Origin of the sequence: Methyloceanibacter stevinii (genome assembly GCF_001723355.1) — a bacterium.
Classification (GTDB): Bacteria; Pseudomonadota; Alphaproteobacteria; order Rhizobiales; family Methyloligellaceae; genus Methyloceanibacter; species Methyloceanibacter stevinii.
Map to the genome: position 1 here is coordinate 118350 of NZ_LPWE01000013.1, position 18295 is coordinate 136644.

At 64.2% G+C, this 18295-nt stretch carries 21 protein-coding genes and 1 tRNA gene; 13 read left to right on the forward strand and 9 right to left on the reverse strand.

Translation table 11 applies throughout. The features are described from left to right. Positions 1-71: 71 nt before the first annotated feature. The 7 genes from AUC70_RS12715 to AUC70_RS12745 all read left to right on the forward strand — a co-directional run bounded on the left by AUC70_RS12715 (position 72) and on the right by AUC70_RS12745 (position 7938). Positions 72-1661, forward strand: coding sequence for a 2-isopropylmalate synthase (locus tag AUC70_RS12715; RefSeq protein WP_069445496.1), 1590 nt, complete (start codon positions 72-74; stop codon positions 1659-1661). Positions 1662-2077: 416 nt separating this feature from the next. Continuing rightward, the gene (mreB, locus tag AUC70_RS12720) at positions 2078-3079 is read left to right on the forward strand and encodes a rod shape-determining protein (RefSeq protein WP_280138255.1); all 1002 of its coding nucleotides are present in this window, start codon (positions 2078-2080) and stop codon (positions 3077-3079) included. 42 nt (positions 3080-3121) lie between these two features. Then, positions 3122-4192, forward strand: a complete 1071-nt coding sequence (gene mreC / locus AUC70_RS12725) for a rod shape-determining protein MreC (RefSeq protein ID WP_069445210.1) — start codon at positions 3122-3124, stop codon at positions 4190-4192. Continuing rightward, positions 4189-4698, forward strand: coding sequence for a rod shape-determining protein MreD (mreD, locus tag AUC70_RS12730; protein ID WP_069445211.1), 510 nt, complete (start codon positions 4189-4191; stop codon positions 4696-4698). The genes mreC and mreD overlap by 4 nt, the downstream gene beginning before the upstream one ends. After that, positions 4695-6545: a penicillin-binding protein 2 gene (locus AUC70_RS12735; protein ID WP_083241554.1), complete on the forward strand. Its 1851-nt coding sequence runs from the start codon at positions 4695-4697 to the stop codon at positions 6543-6545. The genes mreD and AUC70_RS12735 overlap by 4 nt, the downstream gene beginning before the upstream one ends. A 36-nt stretch (positions 6546-6581) precedes the next feature. Beyond that, entirely contained in the window at positions 6582-7736 is a 1155-nt protein-coding gene (rodA, locus tag AUC70_RS12740; protein WP_069445212.1) for a rod shape-determining protein RodA, read from the forward strand. Positions 7737-7862: 126 nt separating this feature from the next. Further along, positions 7863-7938: transfer RNA gene (locus AUC70_RS12745), tRNA-Lys, on the forward strand. 93 nt (positions 7939-8031) lie between these two features. On the opposite strand, the gene AUC70_RS18145 is transcribed toward AUC70_RS12745, so the two are convergent. The 4 genes from AUC70_RS18145 to AUC70_RS12760 all read right to left on the reverse strand — a co-directional run bounded on the left by AUC70_RS18145 (position 8032) and on the right by AUC70_RS12760 (position 10738). Then, entirely contained in the window at positions 8032-8448 is a 417-nt protein-coding gene (locus AUC70_RS18145; RefSeq protein ID WP_342022329.1) for an asparagine synthase-related protein, read from the reverse strand. Then, the gene (gene asnB / locus AUC70_RS12750; RefSeq protein ID WP_244505623.1) at positions 8372-9472 is read right to left on the reverse strand and encodes an asparagine synthase (glutamine-hydrolyzing); all 1101 of its coding nucleotides are present in this window, start codon (positions 9470-9472) and stop codon (positions 8372-8374) included. Before asnB ends, AUC70_RS18145 begins: the two co-directional genes overlap by 77 nt. Before the next feature lie 430 nt (positions 9473-9902). Next, on the reverse strand, positions 9903-10442 hold the full coding sequence (locus tag AUC70_RS12755; protein WP_069445213.1) for a quinoprotein dehydrogenase-associated SoxYZ-like carrier: 540 nt from the start codon (positions 10440-10442) through the stop codon (positions 9903-9905). 32 nt (positions 10443-10474) lie between these two features. Beyond that, a complete protein-coding gene (locus tag AUC70_RS12760) occupies positions 10475-10738 on the reverse strand; it encodes a hypothetical protein (RefSeq protein WP_069445214.1) in 264 nt (87 codons plus the stop codon). 289 nt (positions 10739-11027) lie between these two features. Between AUC70_RS12760 and AUC70_RS12765 the strand changes: the two genes are divergently transcribed. Next, on the forward strand, positions 11028-11222 hold the full coding sequence (locus tag AUC70_RS12765) for a hypothetical protein (protein ID WP_141702119.1): 195 nt from the start codon (positions 11028-11030) through the stop codon (positions 11220-11222). Here AUC70_RS12765 and AUC70_RS12770 read toward each other — a convergent pair. Continuing rightward, a complete protein-coding gene (locus AUC70_RS12770) occupies positions 11189-12043 on the reverse strand; it encodes a D-amino-acid transaminase (protein ID WP_069445216.1) in 855 nt (284 codons plus the stop codon). The genes AUC70_RS12765 and AUC70_RS12770 overlap by 34 nt on opposite strands. 167 nt (positions 12044-12210) lie before the next feature. On the opposite strand from AUC70_RS12770, the gene AUC70_RS12775 reads away from it, so the two are divergent. Further along, entirely contained in the window at positions 12211-12615 is a 405-nt protein-coding gene (locus tag AUC70_RS12775; protein ID WP_141702120.1) for a hypothetical protein, read from the forward strand. A 12-nt stretch (positions 12616-12627) separates the two neighbouring features. Here AUC70_RS12775 and bioB read toward each other — a convergent pair whose 3' ends face one another. Next, positions 12628-13683 carry a biotin synthase BioB gene (bioB, locus tag AUC70_RS12780; RefSeq protein ID WP_083241556.1) on the reverse strand — a complete coding sequence of 352 codons (1056 nt, stop codon included), beginning with the start codon at positions 13681-13683 and terminating at the stop codon, positions 12628-12630. Between the two features lie 38 nt (positions 13684-13721). Here bioB and AUC70_RS12785 point away from each other — a divergent pair, with 38 nt between their 5' ends. Further along, positions 13722-14909, forward strand: coding sequence for an aminotransferase class I/II-fold pyridoxal phosphate-dependent enzyme (locus AUC70_RS12785; protein WP_069445218.1), 1188 nt, complete (start codon positions 13722-13724; stop codon positions 14907-14909). Between the two features lie 18 nt (positions 14910-14927). Here AUC70_RS12785 and AUC70_RS17215 read toward each other — a convergent pair whose 3' ends face one another. Further along, complete coding sequence (locus AUC70_RS17215) at positions 14928-15077, reverse strand: hypothetical protein (protein ID WP_158007451.1); 150 nt, start codon at positions 15075-15077, stop codon at positions 14928-14930. On the opposite strand from AUC70_RS17215, the gene AUC70_RS12790 reads away from it, so the two are divergent. The 3 genes from AUC70_RS12790 to AUC70_RS12795 all read left to right on the forward strand — a co-directional run bounded on the left by AUC70_RS12790 (position 15069) and on the right by AUC70_RS12795 (position 16250). Beyond that, positions 15069-15320 (forward strand): hypothetical protein, encoded by a 252-nt coding sequence (locus AUC70_RS12790; protein WP_141702121.1) that lies wholly within the window; start codon positions 15069-15071, stop codon positions 15318-15320. The genes AUC70_RS17215 and AUC70_RS12790 overlap by 9 nt on opposite strands. Before the next feature lie 89 nt (positions 15321-15409). Beyond that, positions 15410-15538 (forward strand): hypothetical protein, encoded by a 129-nt coding sequence (locus AUC70_RS18435; RefSeq protein WP_280138256.1) that lies wholly within the window; start codon positions 15410-15412, stop codon positions 15536-15538. 37 nt (positions 15539-15575) lie between these two features. Next, positions 15576-16250 carry a methyltransferase domain-containing protein gene (locus tag AUC70_RS12795; protein ID WP_069445220.1) on the forward strand — a complete coding sequence of 225 codons (675 nt, stop codon included), beginning with the start codon at positions 15576-15578 and terminating at the stop codon, positions 16248-16250. On the opposite strand, the gene bioA is transcribed toward AUC70_RS12795, so the two are convergent. Both bioA and bioD read right to left on the reverse strand, forming a co-directional pair. After that, positions 16236-17585, reverse strand: coding sequence for an adenosylmethionine--8-amino-7-oxononanoate transaminase (gene bioA / locus AUC70_RS12800; protein WP_069445221.1), 1350 nt, complete (start codon positions 17583-17585; stop codon positions 16236-16238). The genes AUC70_RS12795 and bioA overlap by 15 nt on opposite strands. Further along, positions 17582-18214, reverse strand: coding sequence for a dethiobiotin synthase (bioD, locus tag AUC70_RS12805; RefSeq protein WP_069445222.1), 633 nt, complete (start codon positions 18212-18214; stop codon positions 17582-17584). Before bioD ends, bioA begins: the two co-directional genes overlap by 4 nt. Positions 18215-18295: the final 81 nt, after the last annotated feature.

Below are 18295 nucleotides of genomic sequence, written 5' to 3' on the forward strand. Positions count from 1 at the left end.
CGAAACGAACCTCCACGAAGTCAGAGGCTTGAGAAGTCAGCGGCGTGACCGGCCGTGATAGACTGAAGGCCATTCGTTTTAAGGACGAGCACCATGAATACCGAGACGACGCGCGCGACGAGAAGGATCGCGTCATCATATTCGACACCACGCTGCGCGACGGGGAACAGTGCCCCGGCGCCACGATGACCTTCGAGGAAAAGCTGGAGGTCGCCGAACTTCTCGACGAGATGGGCGTGGACGTGATCGAGGCGGGATTCCCGATCGCTTCTCAAGGCGACTTTGAAAGCGTCCAGGAGATCGCCCGGCGGTCGAAGAACGCCGTCATCTGCGGCTTGGCGCGGGCGCAGCCCGGCGACATCGATCGGTGCGCCGAGGCCATCCGGCCTGCGGAGCGCGGCCGCATCCATACTTTCATCGGCACCTCGCCGCTCCATCGCAAATATCAGATGGATATCGACGAAGCCGAGTGTCTGGCCCGCGTGACGGCCTCCGTCAGCCGGGCCCGCGGCCTCACCGACGATGTCGAGTGGTCGGCCATGGACGCGACCCGCACGGAGATCGACTTTCTGTGCCGCTGCGTGGAAGCCGCGATCAAGGCCGGCGCGACGACGGTGAACATTCCGGACACGGTCGGCTATGCCTATCACGACGAGTTCGGTGATCTGATCCGTGTGCTGCAGGAGAGGGTGCCGGGCGCGGACGAGATCATCTTCTCCACCCACTGCCACAACGATCTGGGCTTGGCCGTGGCCAACTCGCTGGCGGGCGTGACCGCTGGCGCGCGTCAGGTCGAATGCGCCGTCAACGGGCTCGGCGAACGCGCGGGCAACGCGGCGCTGGAAGAGATCGTCATGGCGATCCACACGCGCGCCGATGCGTTGTCCGTGTGGACCGGCGTCGATACGACCCTCCTGACCCGGGCGTCGAAACTGGTGTCGCGCGTGACGGCCTTCCCGGTTCAGTACAACAAGGCCATCGTCGGCCGGAACGCCTTCGCCCATGAGAGCGGCATCCACCAGGATGGCGTGCTGAAACATGCGGGCACGTTCGAGATCATGACGCCGGAGAGCGTGGGCGTGAAAGAGTCCTCGCTGGTGATGGGCAAGCACTCCGGACGCCACGCTTTCCGCGAGAAGCTGAAGGAGCTCGGCTATGAGCTGGGCGACAACGCCTTCGAGGACGCCTTTGTGCGCTTCAAGGGCTTGGCCGACGTGAAGAAGCATGTCTACGACGAGGACATCGAAGCCCTGGTGGACCAGGAGATCGCCTCGGCGCAGGACCGGATCCGGGTGACGTCGCTGACGGTGATCGCCGGAACGGGTGGGCCGCAGAAAGCGACCATTACCCTCGTTATCGACGACAAGCAGCACATGTACGAGGCTGTCGGCGACGGGCCGGTCGATGCGACCTTCCAGGCCATTCGTGCGCTCGTGCCGCACGCGGCCCGCTTGGCCCTGTATCAGGTGAGCGCCGTGACCGAAGGTACGGACGCCCAAGCCGAAGTCATGGTGCGTCTGGAATCCGACGGCAAGATCGCCACCGGTCGCGGATCGGACACGGACACCATGGTCGCTTCCGCGCGTGCCTATGTCAGCGCACTGAACAAGCTGCTGGCGCGCGGGGCGCGCCGGAAGCCAGAGACCATGCTCGCGTCCTAGCGTCCGGACAGGCTCGAGGAACGAATTTGGCAGCATGATTGTCGGCCCGGCTCAATGCGCCGGGCCGATGTCGTTTCCGCCGCCGGGATGCTCAGCAAGTGGGCACTCCCGGGTCGCCGATTGCAAAGGAAGCGCGCAGGTCGGCAAGTTCACCACCGATCCGCGCAACTCGAAAAAAGTTTTCTCAAAACAGTCTGTTCACGCATTGCCCATGCGGGAGATTTGACGCAACATACCGACCGTTGCGGCGGGGTGCGAACCCATTGATTGGGGGCGTTTTCTGCGTCGTGGGTGTCTTCATCCGTGATCGGCGGCCTGACCGGCGGACCGATCCGGATATCAGTAGCGCGTGAAGCTCGCCGGCAGGCGGGCAGGTGGGGCGGTAAATGTTCTCGTGGTTGGGCTCATCCGCGGACATGGCCATTGATCTTGGCACGGCGAATACTGTCGTCTACGTGCCCGGACGTGGAATTGTTCTAGACGAGCCGTCCGTGGTCGCAATCGAGCAGCGCGGCGACGATCAAAGAGTCATCGCGGCAGGCCACGAGGCCAAGACGATGCTCGGGAAGACCCCCACCAAAATCGTAACCGTCCAGCCGCTCCGCGATGGCGTCATCGCCGATTTCAACGCGGCTGAGGAGATGATCAAGTTCTTCATTCGCCGCGTGAATAGGCGGCGCCTGTTCGGCAGCCCGCGGGTCATGATTTGCGTTCCGGCCAGCGCGACCTCGGTCGAGCGGCGCGCTGTCCATGAGGCCGGGCTCTCGGCGGGTGCGCGGCGCGTTTATCTGATTTCCGAGCCCGTGGCCGGCGCGATCGGGGCAGGGCTGCCGATCAACGAACCCCGGGGTTCGATGGTTGTCGATATCGGCGGCGGCACCACGGATATCGCCGTCATGTCCATGGGCAGCGTGATCTATTCGAAATCGATCCGCACGGCCGGCAACGCCATGGACGAGGCGATCGTCAATTATGCACGCTTCAAGCATCACCTCATGATCGGGGCGCCGAACGCCGAGGTCGTGAAGAAGGAGTCCGGGTCGGCTGTCGCGAAGGCCAACGGCACCCACGTCACAATCAAGCTCAAGGGGCGCGATCTGCAGCGCGGTTTCCCCGCCGAGATCACGCTGGGGCCACACGAGATCGCCGATGCACTGACGTTGCCGATCCAGCAGATCGTCGGAGGTATCCGTCAGGCGTTGGCGGACGTGCCGCCCGAACTGACCGCCGATATCGCCGAGTCGGGCATCTATCTGACGGGGGGAGGCGCGCTGCTCGAAAAGCTCGACGTGCGGCTTCAGCAGGAAACGGGTGTGAAATTCCAGATCGCCGAGGATCCCTTGCGGAGCGTGGTTCGGGGAACCGGCATGGCGCTCGAGCGGCTGGACGAAATGGCGGATCTGCTGATCAAGCCCTAGGTATGTGTTATAATAGCTTCGTCTAGGCGCGAGGCCCCTTAGGTGAGGACCACGAACGCCCTGGTGGCGTTCCAAGAGACTGAACGCAATGCCCAAGCGCAGCCCATCTCTGTTCCAACGACACCGGCCTTCCTGGTCGCGCCGGTGGAGTTTCTGAGCTTCGGCCTCTACTTTCTATGCGCTGTTTTGCTGGTTCTTAGCCGGATCGGTCATGGGGTCCTTGAGGACGTCCGCGAAGAACTGGTCGACCTTTCGGCGCCGTTCCTGGAGCTGGCCTCGGTGCCGGCCATCGAGGCCCGGCGGGCCGTGGATCGGGTTCGCCTCTATGTGCGCGTCCATCAGGACGCCGTCGGAGAAGTCGACCGGCTGACTAAGCAGAACGAGGAGCTGAAGCAGTGGCGGTGGCGCACCCAGCTCCTGGAGCGCAAAGTGGCCCACTTGCGCAAACTTCTGCACGCCGCCGAAGAGCCCGCGCTCGTATACGCGACCGGGCAGGTGATCGCCGACGCGCGCGGTCCCTTTGTGAGAAGCGCGCTGGTGAATCTCGGGCGCAATGACGGGCTGCGGATTGGCTACGCGGTGATCAACGGCGATGGGCTCGTGGGACGCACCGTGGAGGCCGGGGACAGCGTCGCCCGCGTGCTTCTGCTCAACGATCTCAACAGCCGTATCCCGGTACTAGTGGGGCCCCGCGGTGCGCGCGGTCTGGCTCTGGGAGACAACAGCCCGGAACTGCAGCTTGGATTCTTGGAGGACGGCGCGGAGATTTACGCTGGCGATGAGGTCTATACCTCCGGCAGCGATGGCGTTCTGCCGCGCGGCCTGCGGGTCGGCATGGTCGTTGGCGAGCCCGGAGCCTACAGACTCCGGCCCTTCGCCGATCTCAATTCGCTCGATGCCGTCAGCGTACTGTTCTTCGATGCGCCCGCCCTCAAGCGGACGGACCCGGAAATTGTAGCCGGGAACCGCGGGCCCCTGTCGGCTTCTCCTGACGCAGAGCCGGAGGAGGACCGGACAGCCGCGGCCCCGGCCGTGCCACTCCCGCCGGTTGCCGCAATATCCTCCGCCACGATATCGCCGCCGATCGCCGCGCAGGCGCAAGCTGAGCGATGACGCGATTTCTCCCGGTATTCTCTGTCTTTATCGCGGTGATCGCCACCGCCGTGCCCTGGGGATTGCCGGCCGACGCGACGTTCATTCTGCCATTGCTGGTCGTGATGATGGTGTTCTGCTGGCGCGCGATCCCCGGCACGGAGCTTCATCCTGCAGCGGCGGCCGTCCTCGGATTGCTCGCTGATCTTCTCAGCGGCGGTCCCTTGGGCTTCTGGGCCCTGATGTGCCTTGTCGCCGCGACGGTTGGGCTGAAGCCCGGCTCGTTCCGGGAGCGCCGTGATCTTTGGAAGCAGTGGCTCGTCTGGACCGCGCTTATCTGTGTCCTCGGACTGTTCGGCTGGCTGCTGGCCAGCCTGTTCTACCTCCGCTGGATCGATTGGTGGCCGATCGCATTCGGCGTTGCAACGTCGATCGCCGTATTTCCGATCGTGCTGTACGGGCTGCTCTGGGTCCAGTCCGGACATATCGGCCATTCGCGCCGCACACTCTTCCGGAGGGCGGCATGAGGAGGTCGAAGGCGGTTCACTACGGGGCGAAGAAGAAGCCCGATTACGTCCGCAAGCAAAGCTACCGCTTTTCGCGGCGGGCGCTCCTGGTCGGCGGCGCGCAGGCCGGCCTGTTCGGGCTGCTGGGCTGGCGGCTGCACCAGCTTCAGATCAAAGAGGCGTCCGACTACCGGCTTCTCTCCGACGAGAACCGCCTGATGATTCAGCTTGCGGCGCCCTCGCGCGGGTCCATCCGCGACCGCACGGGCGCGATCCTGGCCGAAGACAAAGAGAATTTGCGCCTGCTCGTGGTGCCGGCGTTCTCCAAGAACCTGCCGGAGACTATCGATAGGCTCTCACGAATCGTGGATATCCCCCGGGGCGCCCGCGATCGCGTCATGCGGGCCGCGGCGCGCCAGAGCGGCTACTACCCCGTGCTCGTCGCGGAAGGGCTGACGTGGCGCCAGTTCGCGTTGCTCAACGTCCTAGCGCCGCAAATTCCGGGGATGCAGACTGATCGCTCGGCCTATCGCAAATATCATCATGCGCGTCCCATGGCCCATCTGGTGGGCTATGTGGGCATGGCCGGCAAAGGGGAGGTGGACCTCGATCCGGTCATGCGGCTTCCCGGCTTTCGTGCCGGACGGGCGGGTGTCGAGAAGACCTTCGATGAGCAATTGCGCGGCACTCCCGGCACCCAGAAATTCGAAGTGGACTCGCGCGGCCGCGTCGTGCGCGAACTGGGCTCGACCCCGAGCACGCCGGGCAAGGACCTCGTCCTCAGCATCGACCATCACCTGCAGGCGGTGGCGCAGGAGCGCCTGAAAGAGCACAGGGTTGCCTCGGTGGTCGTACTCGACGTCGAGACGGGCGGCATTCTCGCGCTCGCCTCCACGCCGACCTTCGACCCCAACGAGGTCGTCTTCAAGGTCGATCCCAAAGCGTGGGGCAGGATTGCACGCGCCAAGGATCAGCCGCTCCAGAACCGGGCCATCCGCGGCCAGTATCCTCCCGGCTCGACCTTCAAGGTCGTCACGGCGCTGGCGGGGCTCCATGCGGGTGTGATCACCCGCGGGAGACGAGTTGCCCCGGCGTCTATCGGCTGGGCCGGGCCAGGTTCCGGTGTTGGCGCGCTCATGGCGGGCGGCATCGATGTGCACCAAGCCCTCAAACAGTCCTGCGACGTCTACTTCTACGAAACCGCAAAACGCATGGGCATCGATCACCTGGCGGCCGTTGCTCGACACCTCGGCATGGGGCGGGTCTACGATTGCGGACTGCCGGGCCAGAAGGAAGGGATCATTCCCGACGTGGCCTGGAAGCGCGCACATCTGATGGAGCCTGGTACGGCGGCGAGACGGTCATCGCGGGCATCGGTCAGGGCTTCGTCTCCTCCACGCCGCTCCAGCTTGCCGTCATGTCGGCCCGTGTCGCAACGGGCCGCGCCGTCCTGCCGAAGCTCGTTCTCACACCGGACGATCCCCGAGCCCGACTGGCCGGCGCTGCAGCTCGATCCCAACCATCTGGATATTGTTCGCAAGGGTATGTTTGGCGTCGTCAACGAGCCCCGTGGGACCGCCCGCCGTTCGGCACTGGAGATTCCCGGGGTCATGATGGCTGGTAAGACCGGCACATCGCAGGTCGTGAACGCGCATAACGAGCACAAGCTCTCTCCTTATGAGCGCGAGACACATGCGCTGTTCATCGCCTACGCACCGGCCGACAAGCCCCGCTATGCGGCCGCGTGCGTCGTCGAGCATGGGGGCGGCGGATCGAGCGCCGCGGCCCCTATCGTCAAGGACGTCATGACCGAAGCGCTTCTGCGCGATTCCGCCAGCGCCGGCCTTCGTGGGCCTGAGCAGGGATGAAATCGCGCGGCAGGTCGCCGTCGCCGGAGACGACGGATGAAGATGCTGTTCGCGCAAGGACCGGCCGTAAAACTGGACCTCGCCAAGAAGCTTCTGCTGCTGAACTGGCCCTTTCTGGCGTTGATCACGGCGATCGTTCTCATCGGCATCGCCGCGCTTTATTCGGTGGCCGGCGGCTCGTTCGATCCATGGGCATCGCGGCAGGTCATGCGCTATTGCGTCGGCCTGGCGCTGCTGTTCGCCATCGCCTTCTCGGACATTCGCTGGTGGCTGAAAGGCGCTTACCCGCTGTTCATCCTTGCGCTCTTCCTCATGGCGCTCGTGCCACTCATCGGTGTAGAGAGCGGCGGCGCGCGGCGCTGGCTAGGCGTCGGGGAACTGAGCTTCCAACCCTCAGAGATGATGAAGATCGCTCTGGTTCTGGCGATCGCACGCTATTACCAGTGGCTGCCGCCGGAGAAGATCTGGCGCCCCGACGCGCTGATCCCGCCGCTGCTCATGATCGGCGTGCCGGCGCTGCTGGCGCTGACCCAGCCCGACCTCGGCACAGCCGCGCTGTTCGCGATTATCGGCGGAGGCATGATGTTCCTGGCCGGCGTGAGCTGGTTCTACTTCGCCGGCGCCATCGTCGCGGTCGTGGTCGCGCTGCCCTATGCCTGGGAGATGCTGCACGACTACCAGAAGCAGCGCGTGCTGACCTTCATCGATCCGGAGACTGATCCGCTCGGCGCGGGCTACCACATCCTACAGTCCAAGATCGCCATCGGCTCCGGCGGGTTCAGCGGGAAGGGCTTCATGCACGGCACCCAGGCCCAGCTGAACTTCCTGCCCGAGAAGCACACCGACTTCATCTTCACGATGTTCTCGGAGGAGATGGGGTTTGTCGGCGCCGTCATCCTGCTGGCGCTTTATCTGCTGGCACTGGTGTTCATCACCTTCATGGCGCTGCGCTGCCGCAGCATGTTCGCAAAGCTCATCGCGGGCGGCATGGGGCTGACGCTGTTCGCTTATGTGTTTATCAACGTGGCCATGGTGACCGGCCTCGTGCCCGTGGTCGGCGTGCCATTGCCGCTTGTCTCCTATGGCGGCACGTCCATGCTGACGATGATGATCGGCTTCGGTTTCGTGCTGAATGCCCACGTCAACCGCCGGGTGACGTTCCGGCAATCCGAGCTCGGCGGCCTCTGGTAGGCGAAACCGCATTTTTTGGCGCCGCCGACCTGGACAGCCCGCCTGCCTCAGTGCTAAAGGCTCCTCCCTTGGCGCTTCCCAAGCGCCAGACCAGAGCGGTCACGCCACGTGACCTTGAGGCTCTGAGGGCGCATAGCTCAGTTGGTAGAGCAGCTGACTCTTAATCAGCGGGTCCAAGGTTCGAGTCCTTGTGCGCCCACCACCATTTCGGGAAACATATTTCCCCGGTGACCCCTTGCAGCGATGCTTCGTCCATTTGGGCGGAAGTTGGCTGCCATTCGTGCAGCGGGGCACATTAGGCAACGATCCGTTCGGCACTCCACATTCCGGCGTTGTCGAGGATGAGGTCGGGATCCTTGTACTGCTGTCGCAGTAGACGCTCGTAAAGTTTGCCTTCGCTCGCGCTATCGATGGGGGGCGTCTTGCCCAGCAGTCGAGAAAGCGCCTCGTCAAGAGCGGCGGCTGTTCCGCTTCCCTCATCAAACTGAGCCTTCTTGCGCCAGACCAATTCGGCGGGGAGCAGATCCTCGCATGCCTTGCGCAGGATCCATTTTTCCGTCGTCTCGTGTGTCCGCTCGTCAACCCTGATCTTCAGAGAGGCCGGAATCGATTGCGCGAAGTCGATCAGGTCCCGATCAAGAAACGGCGTCCTTGCCTCCAAGCCTTGAGCCATCGTTATTCTGTCTACCCGTTGCAGGTTGATATTGTGCATGGCGCCAAGCGACCGCGTGAGTTCGTCCGCGAGGCTCTGGCTTTCGAGCGTAGGCGTGGTGGTACGCATAGCCAGCGAACAACTCGTCCGCGCCCTCGCCGGTCAACACCGCCTTCACATGACGACGGGCCAATTTCGTCACGAAATGTGTTGGCAAGGCACTCGGCACGACGTCAACATCGGCGCTCTCAAGGTGGTAGATCACATGCGGCAGGATCTGAACGAGGTCGTCGGGTGTGAACACGTGCTCGTAATGGTCTGAGCCGATATGCTCGGCGACCGCGCGTGCGGCCGCAAGATCAGGACTTCCTTCGGTGCCGACGGAAAAGGTCTTTAGCGGACGGTCGATAGCGCGTGCCGCGAGCGCCGCGATGACTGAGGAATCCAGCCCGCCGGACAGAAATGCACCCACCTCGACGTCTGCCACCATCCATTTTTGCACCGCCGCTTCGAGGACGAGACGCAACTCGCGCCAGATCGGTTCCGGTTTCTCACCGGGCTCCAACTCGGCGGCACCCTGCGGCACGCGATACCACTCGCGAAAACCGTCCACGCTGTCGAACATTGCGCCCGGGTCAATGGTCTCGACATTGCTCAGCCCAAGCCCATCGAACGCCTTCAACTCCGAGGCAAGAGCCAAGCCGTCGCCTATGCGGGCCATGTAGAGCGGCTTGATCCCCAGGGGATCGCGCGCGGCGATGATTCGATCCGGCGTCGCCAAAACGAACGCGAACATGCCGTCGAGCCTTGAGATCCATCGCGCGGCATCTGAGCGGAACAGACGCAAAATTGTCTCACTGTCGCTAAGGGTCTCAAAGGCACTCTCACCAAGAATGGCCCGCAAGTCTGCGTAGTTGTATATTTCACCGTTGGCTACGAGCAGGTTGTCGGCGCAATAGATCGGTTGGGCTCCCGTCTCCAAACCAATGATCGATAGCCGGCAGTGTGCCATCACCGCGGGCACGTTAGGGACCCGGCTCACACGCACCTCATCAGGTCCGCGATGGGCGATCTTGTCGATCATCCTCCGCGCCAGGTCCAGATCATCGATTTTCCAAAGACACACAAAGCCACACATTCTTGCCCCGCTTGTTTGTTGTTGAAATCGCCGTTGCGGCAGGAGACCCATACTACAAACATGGACCACTTGTGGAGGCGGTCACCCCTAGGCGCGCCTGTTTGGGGTCATGAGGAGGCGTCTGGCTGGCGAGAATGGCAGGAAGGTGAGGTGCCGAAAGCGGCCGAAAAGCGGCCAAAATCTCCTTGGTCGCTCTTCCTCGCTAGGGTTTGGGCCCGGTGCAACCGTTTCGAGGGCCTCGTTCCACTTTGCCAGCATGCCGAGCAAGGCGGTCGCAGTTTTTCGCTTGGCCCCACCAATCTTTCAAAGACTTAGGTGGTTTGAACTCCGCGGCGCGGCGAGCGCGGGAGGTAGGCTCGGAACGGAAAAGAGTGGCTCAGGAGTCCTTTGAGGCGTCCGGCCCGGTCGTCCCTTCGAACGTCTCCCCGTCCGTGTCGACGATCGTCACCTCGAGCTCGTTCTCGTTGCCCTTGCCGAAGGAGAAGCGGAAGTTGGGGTTCGTTGAGATCGAGAACGTGGCGTCGAGGGAGAAGACTTCCTCGCCGTCGCGCAACACCGAGACATCCTTCACATAGCGCATCGGAATGTAGCCGCCGCTATCGATGTCCATCTGCATGCCGTTACTGTTCGGGTGCTTGATCATCACCTGGCCGGTCCAGTTCGGGCTGCCATCTTGGTCCGGCGGGATGGTTTTCACCTGGATCCGCCCGAGCCCTTTGCGCTCTTCATCGGGGTCTTTCGCATTCATGGCCGCGCACCCGCCGGCAGCCTGCACGTATTTCGTCGCCATGTGCAGCGTGCCGTCTTTCGTCTCGAGCACAGCGCGCACGTGGGAGAAGCGTTCGATACGGACCCGGGTGTTGAAGAAGCGGTCGCCCTCGGCGCCTGCGGCCGGGCCGAATGTCAGCGTCGCCACCTTCGGGTCCGGGTTCTGATCGATGAAGAGCGTCAGCGATTTTGGCCGGCGTGGACCGAGGCGGGAATGTGCACCGTCAGCGGAACGACCGCGGCATCCAGTGCGGTCACGGGCGCATCGAGCATGACCATTCCGTCCTCTTCAGCGATGGCGCGGTCGCCAAAGGTTTGCGCCCGCAAGGCCGTCCAGACGTCCGGCAAATCGGCTTCGCCGGCCATGGCCGGTTGGGGAGCGGCCATGGGCCACGCCAAAATCGTCGCCAAGGCGAGCAGGGCAAGGGGAGTGGCAGCGCGCATGAGGCCTCCTTGGATAGGGCCTCGAAATTACCATGGGGCAGTCGCGGGCGAGTGGCAGAAGAGGCGTCATCAATGCACTGAAAGCATGAGCCTTTTTCAAACGGCGGTCGTCCAGAGTTCTGGCCTCGACCGCCATTTATCCAAGGCCCGCGGATGGAGTCTTGACCGCCCCGCGCGGTCGCGTGCGCGACTTCACATGACATCCCGGCATGCCACCGATTGCGCGGCCTTTGCCTTAGGCTGGCCCGTCTTGCACTATGATGGCTTCGGTGCGTGGAGGGACTTATCGATGCGATTTCTGCTTTTGGTGATCGTGGCCATCGCGATCCTGGCCTTGGTGCAGAGTAAGCGGCACGGCTGCAAGTTCGGGGACGACGACTGGCTCTCGTGTGTCGTCGACAACACGAAGAAGGAGTACTACTCGGCGTTGCCGCCCGATACGCGTCTGGTTCAGGCGGACGCGGCGCGGGCCTCGGCGATGTAGTGCGCGCGAAAGGCGCGGGCGATCGGCCCCGGTTCACCGGTGCCGATGGCGCGGCCGTCGATCGTCACGATCGGGAGCACCGAAGCTGACGCCGCCGTCAGGAAGGCTTCGCGTGCGTCGTAAGCCTCCTCCACGCTGAACGGGCGCTCCTCGAAGGATACGCCGTCTACCTCGGCCAGCCGCAGGATCGCGCGCCGCGTGACGCCCGGCAAAATTTGCGGCCCCAACGGCTGGGTGCGGAGCACGCCATGCGCATCCACGATGAAGGCCGAGGATGATGTCCCTTCGGTCACGGCGCCGTCCTCCACCATCCAGGCTTCATAGGCGCCGCGGGCTTTCGCTTCCTGCTTGCCCATGGTCTGAGCCAGCATGGACGTCGACTTGATGTCCCGCCGCTTCCAGCGAATGTCGGGAATGGTGATCACGTTCACGCCGGTCTCCGCTTGGGGTGTGTTCACAAGCGGGCGGGTCTGGGTGAAGGCGACAACGGTCGGGAGAGGCGAGGGGGGATAGGCGAAGTCGCGTTCGGCGGAGCCGCGGCTGATCTGGAGATAAACGACCCCTTCGTCCACCTGGTTCTCGGCTATAAGGGTCTCGTGCACTTCGCGCAGACCCTCGTCCGGCATGGGCCGGGGAATCTCGATCTCGCCGAGCGACCTGTCGAGGCGGGCGAGATGCCCTTTGAAGTCCACGAGCCGCCCATCCAGGACCGCCGTCACCTCGTAGACGGCGTCGCCGAAAAGGAAGCCCCGGTCGAATACGGAGACTTTCGCCTCTTCCTCGGGCTCGAATGCGCCGTTCACATAGACGATGCGGGACATTCTTGGGCCCAGACAGTTGAAAGCGATGGTTTTGCCTAACGCCCGACGAGCCCGAAGGCAAGCACGGCGCAGCGCGGTTTCTTGCCCCATTGCCGAGGCCGTGCTCAACTTCCCGAGGAGGAGAAGAGCGGTCCACAATGTGGATCGCCCAACCAGGGGGAAGAACGATGACATCAGCAAGTCTGTTGATCGTGCTTTTTGTCGGAACCGTCGTCGGAGCACTAACCGGAATGGTCGTGGGCGGCGGTTACGGTGCCGTGTGGCTCGCCGTTCTCGCCGGCTTCTTTGGTTGCCTCGCGGCAGTCCTCATCCGTCATGCGATCATCAACAAGGCTGCAGGGATGGGACGCGACGACACCAAGATCCCCGGTCTCGTGGTGCTGTACGCGATTATCGCGTCGCTCGCAGGAAGCCTGGCCGCAAAGGAGGTCAGCGATCTCGCCGGACTTGGAGCGGGTACGGGCCTTGGCGCGCTGGCGGGGCTCTTCTCCGCCATGCTGCTGGCGATGCTTCTGATCACCTATCACACCCATCCGGGCGAGAAGCCCGTGATCAGGGCGATCCGCAACTGATCCTTGGCGGCGTTACTGCGAGCAGGTGGGCTTGATCCTTAGGCCCGCCTCTTCGATCAGCGCGCGGTCGTCGGCCGCGTCGTTGTTGGCGGTGGTCAGGAGCTTTTCGCCGTAGAAGATCGAGTTGGCGCCGGCGAGGAAACACAGGATCTGCGCCTCGCGGTTCAGCGCTTCCCGCCCGGCGGACAGCCGCACGAACGAGGTCGGCATCAGGATGCGCGCAGTCGCCACCATGCGGACGAGCTCTAGCGGCTCGACCTTCGCTTGGGACTCGAGCGGCGTTCCGGGCACAGGCACCAGGGCGTTGATCGGTACGCTTTCCGGGTGCGGGTCCAGCGTGGCCAGTTCCTGGAGCAGGCGCGCGCGGTCCTCGATGGTCTCGCCCATGCCGATGATACCGCCACTGCATACCTCGACGCCGGCGCTGCGCACATTGGCGATCGTCTCCAGCCGGTCCTCATAGGTCCGCGTGGTGATGATCTCTTCGTAGAACTCGGGCGAGGTATCGAGATTATGGTTGTAGGCAGTGAGCCCCGCTTCTGCGAGCCGGTCTGCCTGATCCTTCGTGACCATGCCCAGCGTGACGCACGCTTCCATCTCGAGGTCGCGCACGCCGCGCACCATGTCGAGCACCTTGTCGAACTCGGGTCCGTCTTTCACTTGGCGCCAGGCGGCGCCCATGCAGAACCGGGAAGCCCCGGCGTCCTTGGCCAGCTTCGCCTTGGAGAGGACGTCGTCCACGTCGAGCAGGGACTCGCGCTCCAGGCCCGTCTTCTTGGCGTAGTGCGCGGACTGCGGGCAGTATTTGCAATCCTCGGGGCAGGCGCCGGTCTTGATGGAAAGCAAGCTCGCGAGTTGAACCTGCCCGTCCGCATGGAACCGGCGGTTGACGGCGCGCGCTTCGTCCAGCAACTCAAACAGCGGCGCCTGAAGCAGGTCCACGATTTCGAAGGTTTGCCAGTCATGGCGTATGGCAGGGCGGGGCTCGCCCTCACGTTCCGCCTGGCGAATTAGACCCTTGAAAGGATTCAAGCTTTCCAACGTTTCTGTCACGGGACTCCAAGCCATTGATTGCTGGGGATAAGACCTAACGCTAATACAGGATCATGCAGGCAAGCGAAAGCCGATATGAAGCCTTCCTCGAGAAGCTGAGCCGGGAGCGCCTACGGCGGGATCTGACCGAGATCGTCGCGCGTGAGGCGCGGACGCTGGAGGTGGGCGGCCGGAGCTACGTCAATCTGGCCAGCAACGACTATCTGGCTTTGCGGTTTCACGAGGCCCTGATCGAGCGGGCGTGCGCCTGGGCGAGGGAGTTCGGGACGGGTTCGGGCGCCTCGCGCCTCGTCACCGGCAATCTTGAGCTGTTCGGGCAGATCGAGCGCAAGGTCGCTACGCTCAAGAACAAGCCGGCGGCGCTGGTGATGGCCTCGGGCTTCCAGGCGAACGCGGGCGTCCTGAAGGCGCTGTTCGACAAGCAGGTCGTCGGCGCCGACCCGCTGGTCTTTTCCGACCGCCTCAACCACGCCAGCATGCATTTCGGCTGTCAGGCCGCGGGTGTCGCTCAAATCCGGTACCGGCATTTGGACGCAGGCCATCTCGCCGAACTGTTGGATCGGCATGCGGGGGATCTGCGCCCCAAATTCATCCTGACCGAGAGCGTGTTCTCCATGGACGGCGATATCGCGCCGATCCCCGGGATCGTGCGGCTCGCGCAAGAGCACGGCGCGATGCTGGTGGTCGACGATGCCCACGCCACCGGCATCCTCGGGGAGGGCGGCCGCGGACTGTCCGACGGGGCCGACCTGGTGATCGGCACCTTCTCCAAGGCGCTGGGGAGCTTCGGCGCCTATGTCGCCTGCTCGGAGACCCTGCGCGATTACCTCGTGAATCGCTGCGGCGCGCTCATCTATTCGACCGCGCTTCCGCCGCAGGTTCTGGGCGCGATCGATGCGGCGCTCGACCTCCTGCCGACGCTCGATACGGAGCGTGCCCGCGTGGCGGATCTTTCGGCCCAGTTCCGACGTGAGGCCCATGCGCTCGGCTACGACACGGCGGGCTCCGCGACCCAGATCGTGCCCGTGGTCGCCGGACCGGCCGATGCCGCCCTTCGGCTGAGCGAGGCCCTGCGCGAAGCCGGGTTCTGGGCGACCGCGATCCGCCCGCCGACCGTGCCGCAGGGAACGTCCCGTGTCCGCTGCGTGTTCACGGCCGCCCATGGGCCGGAGGACGTGGACGGGCTGCTGGCGGCCTTGGACGCTTCCGCCAGCCGCTTGGCCAAGGCGGCGTCAAACTGACATGCATTTCGTTCTCGTTCACGGCTGGGGGTTCAACGCGTCCATCTGGACGCCCCTGATCCGCATCTCGGCGAGGCCGAAACGACCACGGTCGACCTTGGCTTTGTCGAAGGCGGTGAGAGTTCCGGCGACCAAGACTGGCCCGACGATGCCATCGCGGTGGGACATTCGCTCGGCGTGCTGTGGCTGCTCAAGAACGAGGCCAGCCGGTTCCGAGGGCTGGTGTCCATCCAGGGCTTCGACCGCTACTGCCCGCACGTGCCGAAGTCCCGGGTCGTGGCCTTGAAGCGGGGCATCGATCGCGATCCGGCCGGCACCATGGAGGCCTTCTGGGGGTCCTGCGGGGCGCCCGGCTTTGCGCCGGCGGCGGCATTGAACGCCGACGCTTGCGCGAAGGGCTCGATTGGCTAATACAGTGGGACGCAGAGGACATTCGGAAAAGCCTTAGATGTCCTGTCCTTAGCCTTGCAACCCAAGACGACGTCATCGTCCCGCCGGCGATGACCGAGGCCATCTGGGGCAAGGAGAATGTGGTTTGGCAGGCCGAAGGCGGCCATGTCTTGCCGATCAAGTTTCCGGAGTGGTGTGCCACCCATGTCGTTGAATTCGCCAATTCTGTCTCGCCGTAGCGCCGCCATCGCGGCGCGGTTCGGCGCGAAGGCGTACGTGTACGAAGCGCACGCCGGGCTGCAGGCCGATGTCGCGGCAAGGCTCGCGAAGCACCTTCCCGACTTCGACGCGCCGAAGGTGCTGGAGCTCGGTTGCGGGACGGGATTGCTGAGCCGTCATCTCGTGGCGCGCTACCCGGACGGCGAGTTTCATCTGACCGATGCGGCCCCCGGCATGATCGGGGCCTGCCGCGGCAATCTGGAAGGCACGGGCGCGAACGTCTCCTACGAGGTCCTGGATGCGGCCGCGCCCATCGCCTACGAGACTCTCGACCTGATCGTCACCAGCATGATGCTCCACTGGTTGAACGACCCGGTCGCCGTGCTGACGGGATTGCAGCGCCGGCTCGCGCCGGGCGGTGTGCTCCTGTTCGCGACCTTAGGACCCGACAGCTTCGCGGAGTGGCGCACCGTGCTCGCCACCGAAGGTCTCCCGAGCGGTACGCCGTATCTGCCGGAGTTGCCCGGCGTGGTCGAAGAAGAGCATCTAACGCCCGATAAGGATTCACTTTCCTTCCTCCGGCGCATGCAGGCTGTCGGCGGTCTTCATCCGCGCGACGGCTACGACCCGCTCTCGCCGGGCGCGCTGCGCCGGGCCATCCGCGCGACCAATATCCGCTTCGGCGGCCGCGTGACATGGCACATCGTCTATGGGCGTCTAGAGCGACCCTGACGCCAGCCGGTCCATGCCTTCGATCATGGTGGCGTAGGCGTGGGCGAGTTCCTCGTCGGTGATGCAATAGGGCGGCATCAGATAGACCGTCGAGCCGATGGGCCGAATATTGAGCCCGTTCGCCAGATACCACGCGCGCAGCTTCAGGCTCGCCTCCGACTGGTACTGGGTGTCGCTGCCGAAGTCGAAGGCGAGCGCCGAGCCGAGCACCCGTGGCCGCATCACGTCGGTCCGTGCCGCCAACACGTCGAGCATGGTCCGGTGGTGCGCGTTGATCTGCGCGATCCGCGCCATCGTCTGCTCTTCCTCGTAGAGGCCGAGCGAAGCGAGTGCCACCGCGCAGGCCAGCGGATTGCCGGTGAACGAATGCCCGTGCGGCAGAGCTCTGTCGAAATCGTGTCCGAGGAAGATGTCGAACAGCTGATCGCGCACGACCGTGGCCGCGAGCGCCATGTACCCGCCCGTCAGGCCCTTGGAGAGGCAGACAATGTCCGGCGTGACCTCCGCATGCTCCATGGCGAAGAGCTTGCCGGTCCGCCCGAAGCCGGTCGCGACCTCGTCGAAAATTACCAGCACCTTCGCCTCGCGTGCCATGGCCACCATGCGCTTGAGGAAGCTCGGACGGCAGATGCGAATGCCAGCCGCACCCTGCATCATCGGCTCGATGATCATCGCTGCGATGTCTTGCTTGTGGTCCGCCAAGAGCGCTTCGAGCGCGGACAAGGCTCCGGCCTCGCGCTCTTCGACCGCATCGTCGCCCTCGAACGTGGCGGGGTAGGGCACGACCCGGACGTCGCACATCAGATCCTTGAAGGCCCCGAACATCTGCGAACTGCGGCCGACCGACATCGCACCCAGCGTGTCGCCGTGGTAGCCGCCGTCGAAGGCGATCAGCGTCCGGCGCGTCTGGCCGCGATTGAACCAGGATTTGTAGGCGACCTTGATGGCGGTCTCGACGGCGGTGGAGCCGTCGTCGGTGAAGAAGACTCGGTTCAGATCGCCCGGCAACAGCTCGGAAAGCGCCTTGGCGAGATTGACGGCCGGCGCATGGGTGAAGCCGGCGAACATGATGTGTTCCAGCGTGTCCGCCTGGCGGGAGAGCGCGGCGTTGATCTTGGGATGGGCATGGCCGTGGGTGCAGGTCCACCAGGACGAGATCATGTCCAGGATCTCGCGCCCGTCCGCGTCGAACAGCGATGCGCCCTTGGCGCGCGCGATCACGGGAGGCTCCACCTCGATGCCGTGCTGCGTGTAGGGATGCCAGACATGGCGCTTGTCGAGCGCGATGATCTCTTCTGCGGACTGCGAGCCCTGTAGATTTGAGTGTTCGTTCACGGCCTTACCGTTGCAAGTTTGAGAAGATCGAGTTCCGGCTCGATAGCCTTCAGCGTGTCGCGGTTGACCGTCTCGAGCTGTGGAATCTCGGCGATCACTTCGACCTTGCCGAAGCGCTCGATGGCCGCCCGATTATGCGGCGTTTCGGGCCCGCTGATGACGACGCCCGCGAGCGGCAGGCCCCGCCGCCTGATCGCTTCCAGCGACAGCAGCGTATGGTTGATCGTCCCGAGCGTCGAGCGGGCGACAAGGACAATGGGCAGGTCGAGCGCGTCTGCAAGATCGATCATGTAGACGCCGTCCGAAATCGGCACCATCAAGCCACCGGCACCCTCGACCACCACGAGCCCATCGTGAGGCGGCAGTTTGATCTTCTCCATGTCCAGCGCGATGTTGGCCCGGCGCGCGGATTCGTGCGGCGCCATGGGCTCGGGCAGGAGATAAGCCTCGGGCAGGACGCGGCTGACGGGGAGCTCGGCCAGTTGCTGAACGGTCGCCGAGTCCGTGGTGGGAACGGTGCCGGCCTGGATCGGCTTCCAATAGGCGCCGTCGAGCTGGGTCAGCAGCCAGGCGGACACCAGCGTCTTGCCGACCTCGGTGTCGGTGCCTGTAACGAAAAAGCCGGACAATGCGGCACTCCTAGCGTTGTTCGGGCGCGGGTGGGGGACTTTATCGGCCAGGGACGGAGAGGCAAGAGGACCCGAGTACGA

Bases quoted from the DNA above. Each gene is read 5' to 3' on its own strand.
- AUC70_RS12785 (WP_069445218.1), top strand. From the start codon at position 13,722: ATGCAGGCAAGCGAAAGCCGATATGAAGCCTTCCTCGAGAAGCTGAGC.
- AUC70_RS12770 (WP_069445216.1), bottom strand. From the start codon at position 12,043: ATGTCCCGCATCGTCTATGTGAACGGCGCATTCGAGCCCGAGGAAGAG.
- bioB (WP_083241556.1), bottom strand. From the start codon at position 13,683: ATGGCTTGGAGTCCCGTGACAGAAACGTTGGAAAGCTTGAATCCTTTC.
- AUC70_RS12760 (WP_069445214.1), bottom strand. From the start codon at position 10,738: ATGCGCGCTGCCACTCCCCTTGCCCTGCTCGCCTTGGCGACGATTTTG.
- asnB (WP_244505623.1), bottom strand. From the start codon at position 9,472: ATGATCGACAAGATCGCCCATCGCGGACCTGATGAGGTGCGTGTGAGC.
- AUC70_RS18435 (WP_280138256.1), top strand. From the start codon at position 15,410: ATGACCGAGGCCATCTGGGGCAAGGAGAATGTGGTTTGGCAGGCCGAA.
- rodA (WP_069445212.1), top strand. From the start codon at position 6,582: ATGAAGATGCTGTTCGCGCAAGGACCGGCCGTAAAACTGGACCTCGCC.
- AUC70_RS17215 (WP_158007451.1), bottom strand. From the start codon at position 15,077: ATGTCCCACCGCGATGGCATCGTCGGGCCAGTCTTGGTCGCCGGAACT.
- AUC70_RS12775 (WP_141702120.1), top strand. From the start codon at position 12,211: ATGACATCAGCAAGTCTGTTGATCGTGCTTTTTGTCGGAACCGTCGTC.
- mreB (WP_280138255.1), top strand. From the start codon at position 2,078: ATGGCCATTGATCTTGGCACGGCGAATACTGTCGTCTACGTGCCCGGA.
- AUC70_RS18145 (WP_342022329.1), bottom strand. From the start codon at position 8,448: ATGCACAATATCAACCTGCAACGGGTAGACAGAATAACGATGGCTCAA.
- mreD (WP_069445211.1), top strand. From the start codon at position 4,189: ATGACGCGATTTCTCCCGGTATTCTCTGTCTTTATCGCGGTGATCGCC.
- AUC70_RS12735 (WP_083241554.1), top strand. From the start codon at position 4,695: ATGAGGAGGTCGAAGGCGGTTCACTACGGGGCGAAGAAGAAGCCCGAT.
- AUC70_RS12765 (WP_141702119.1), top strand. From the start codon at position 11,028: ATGCGATTTCTGCTTTTGGTGATCGTGGCCATCGCGATCCTGGCCTTG.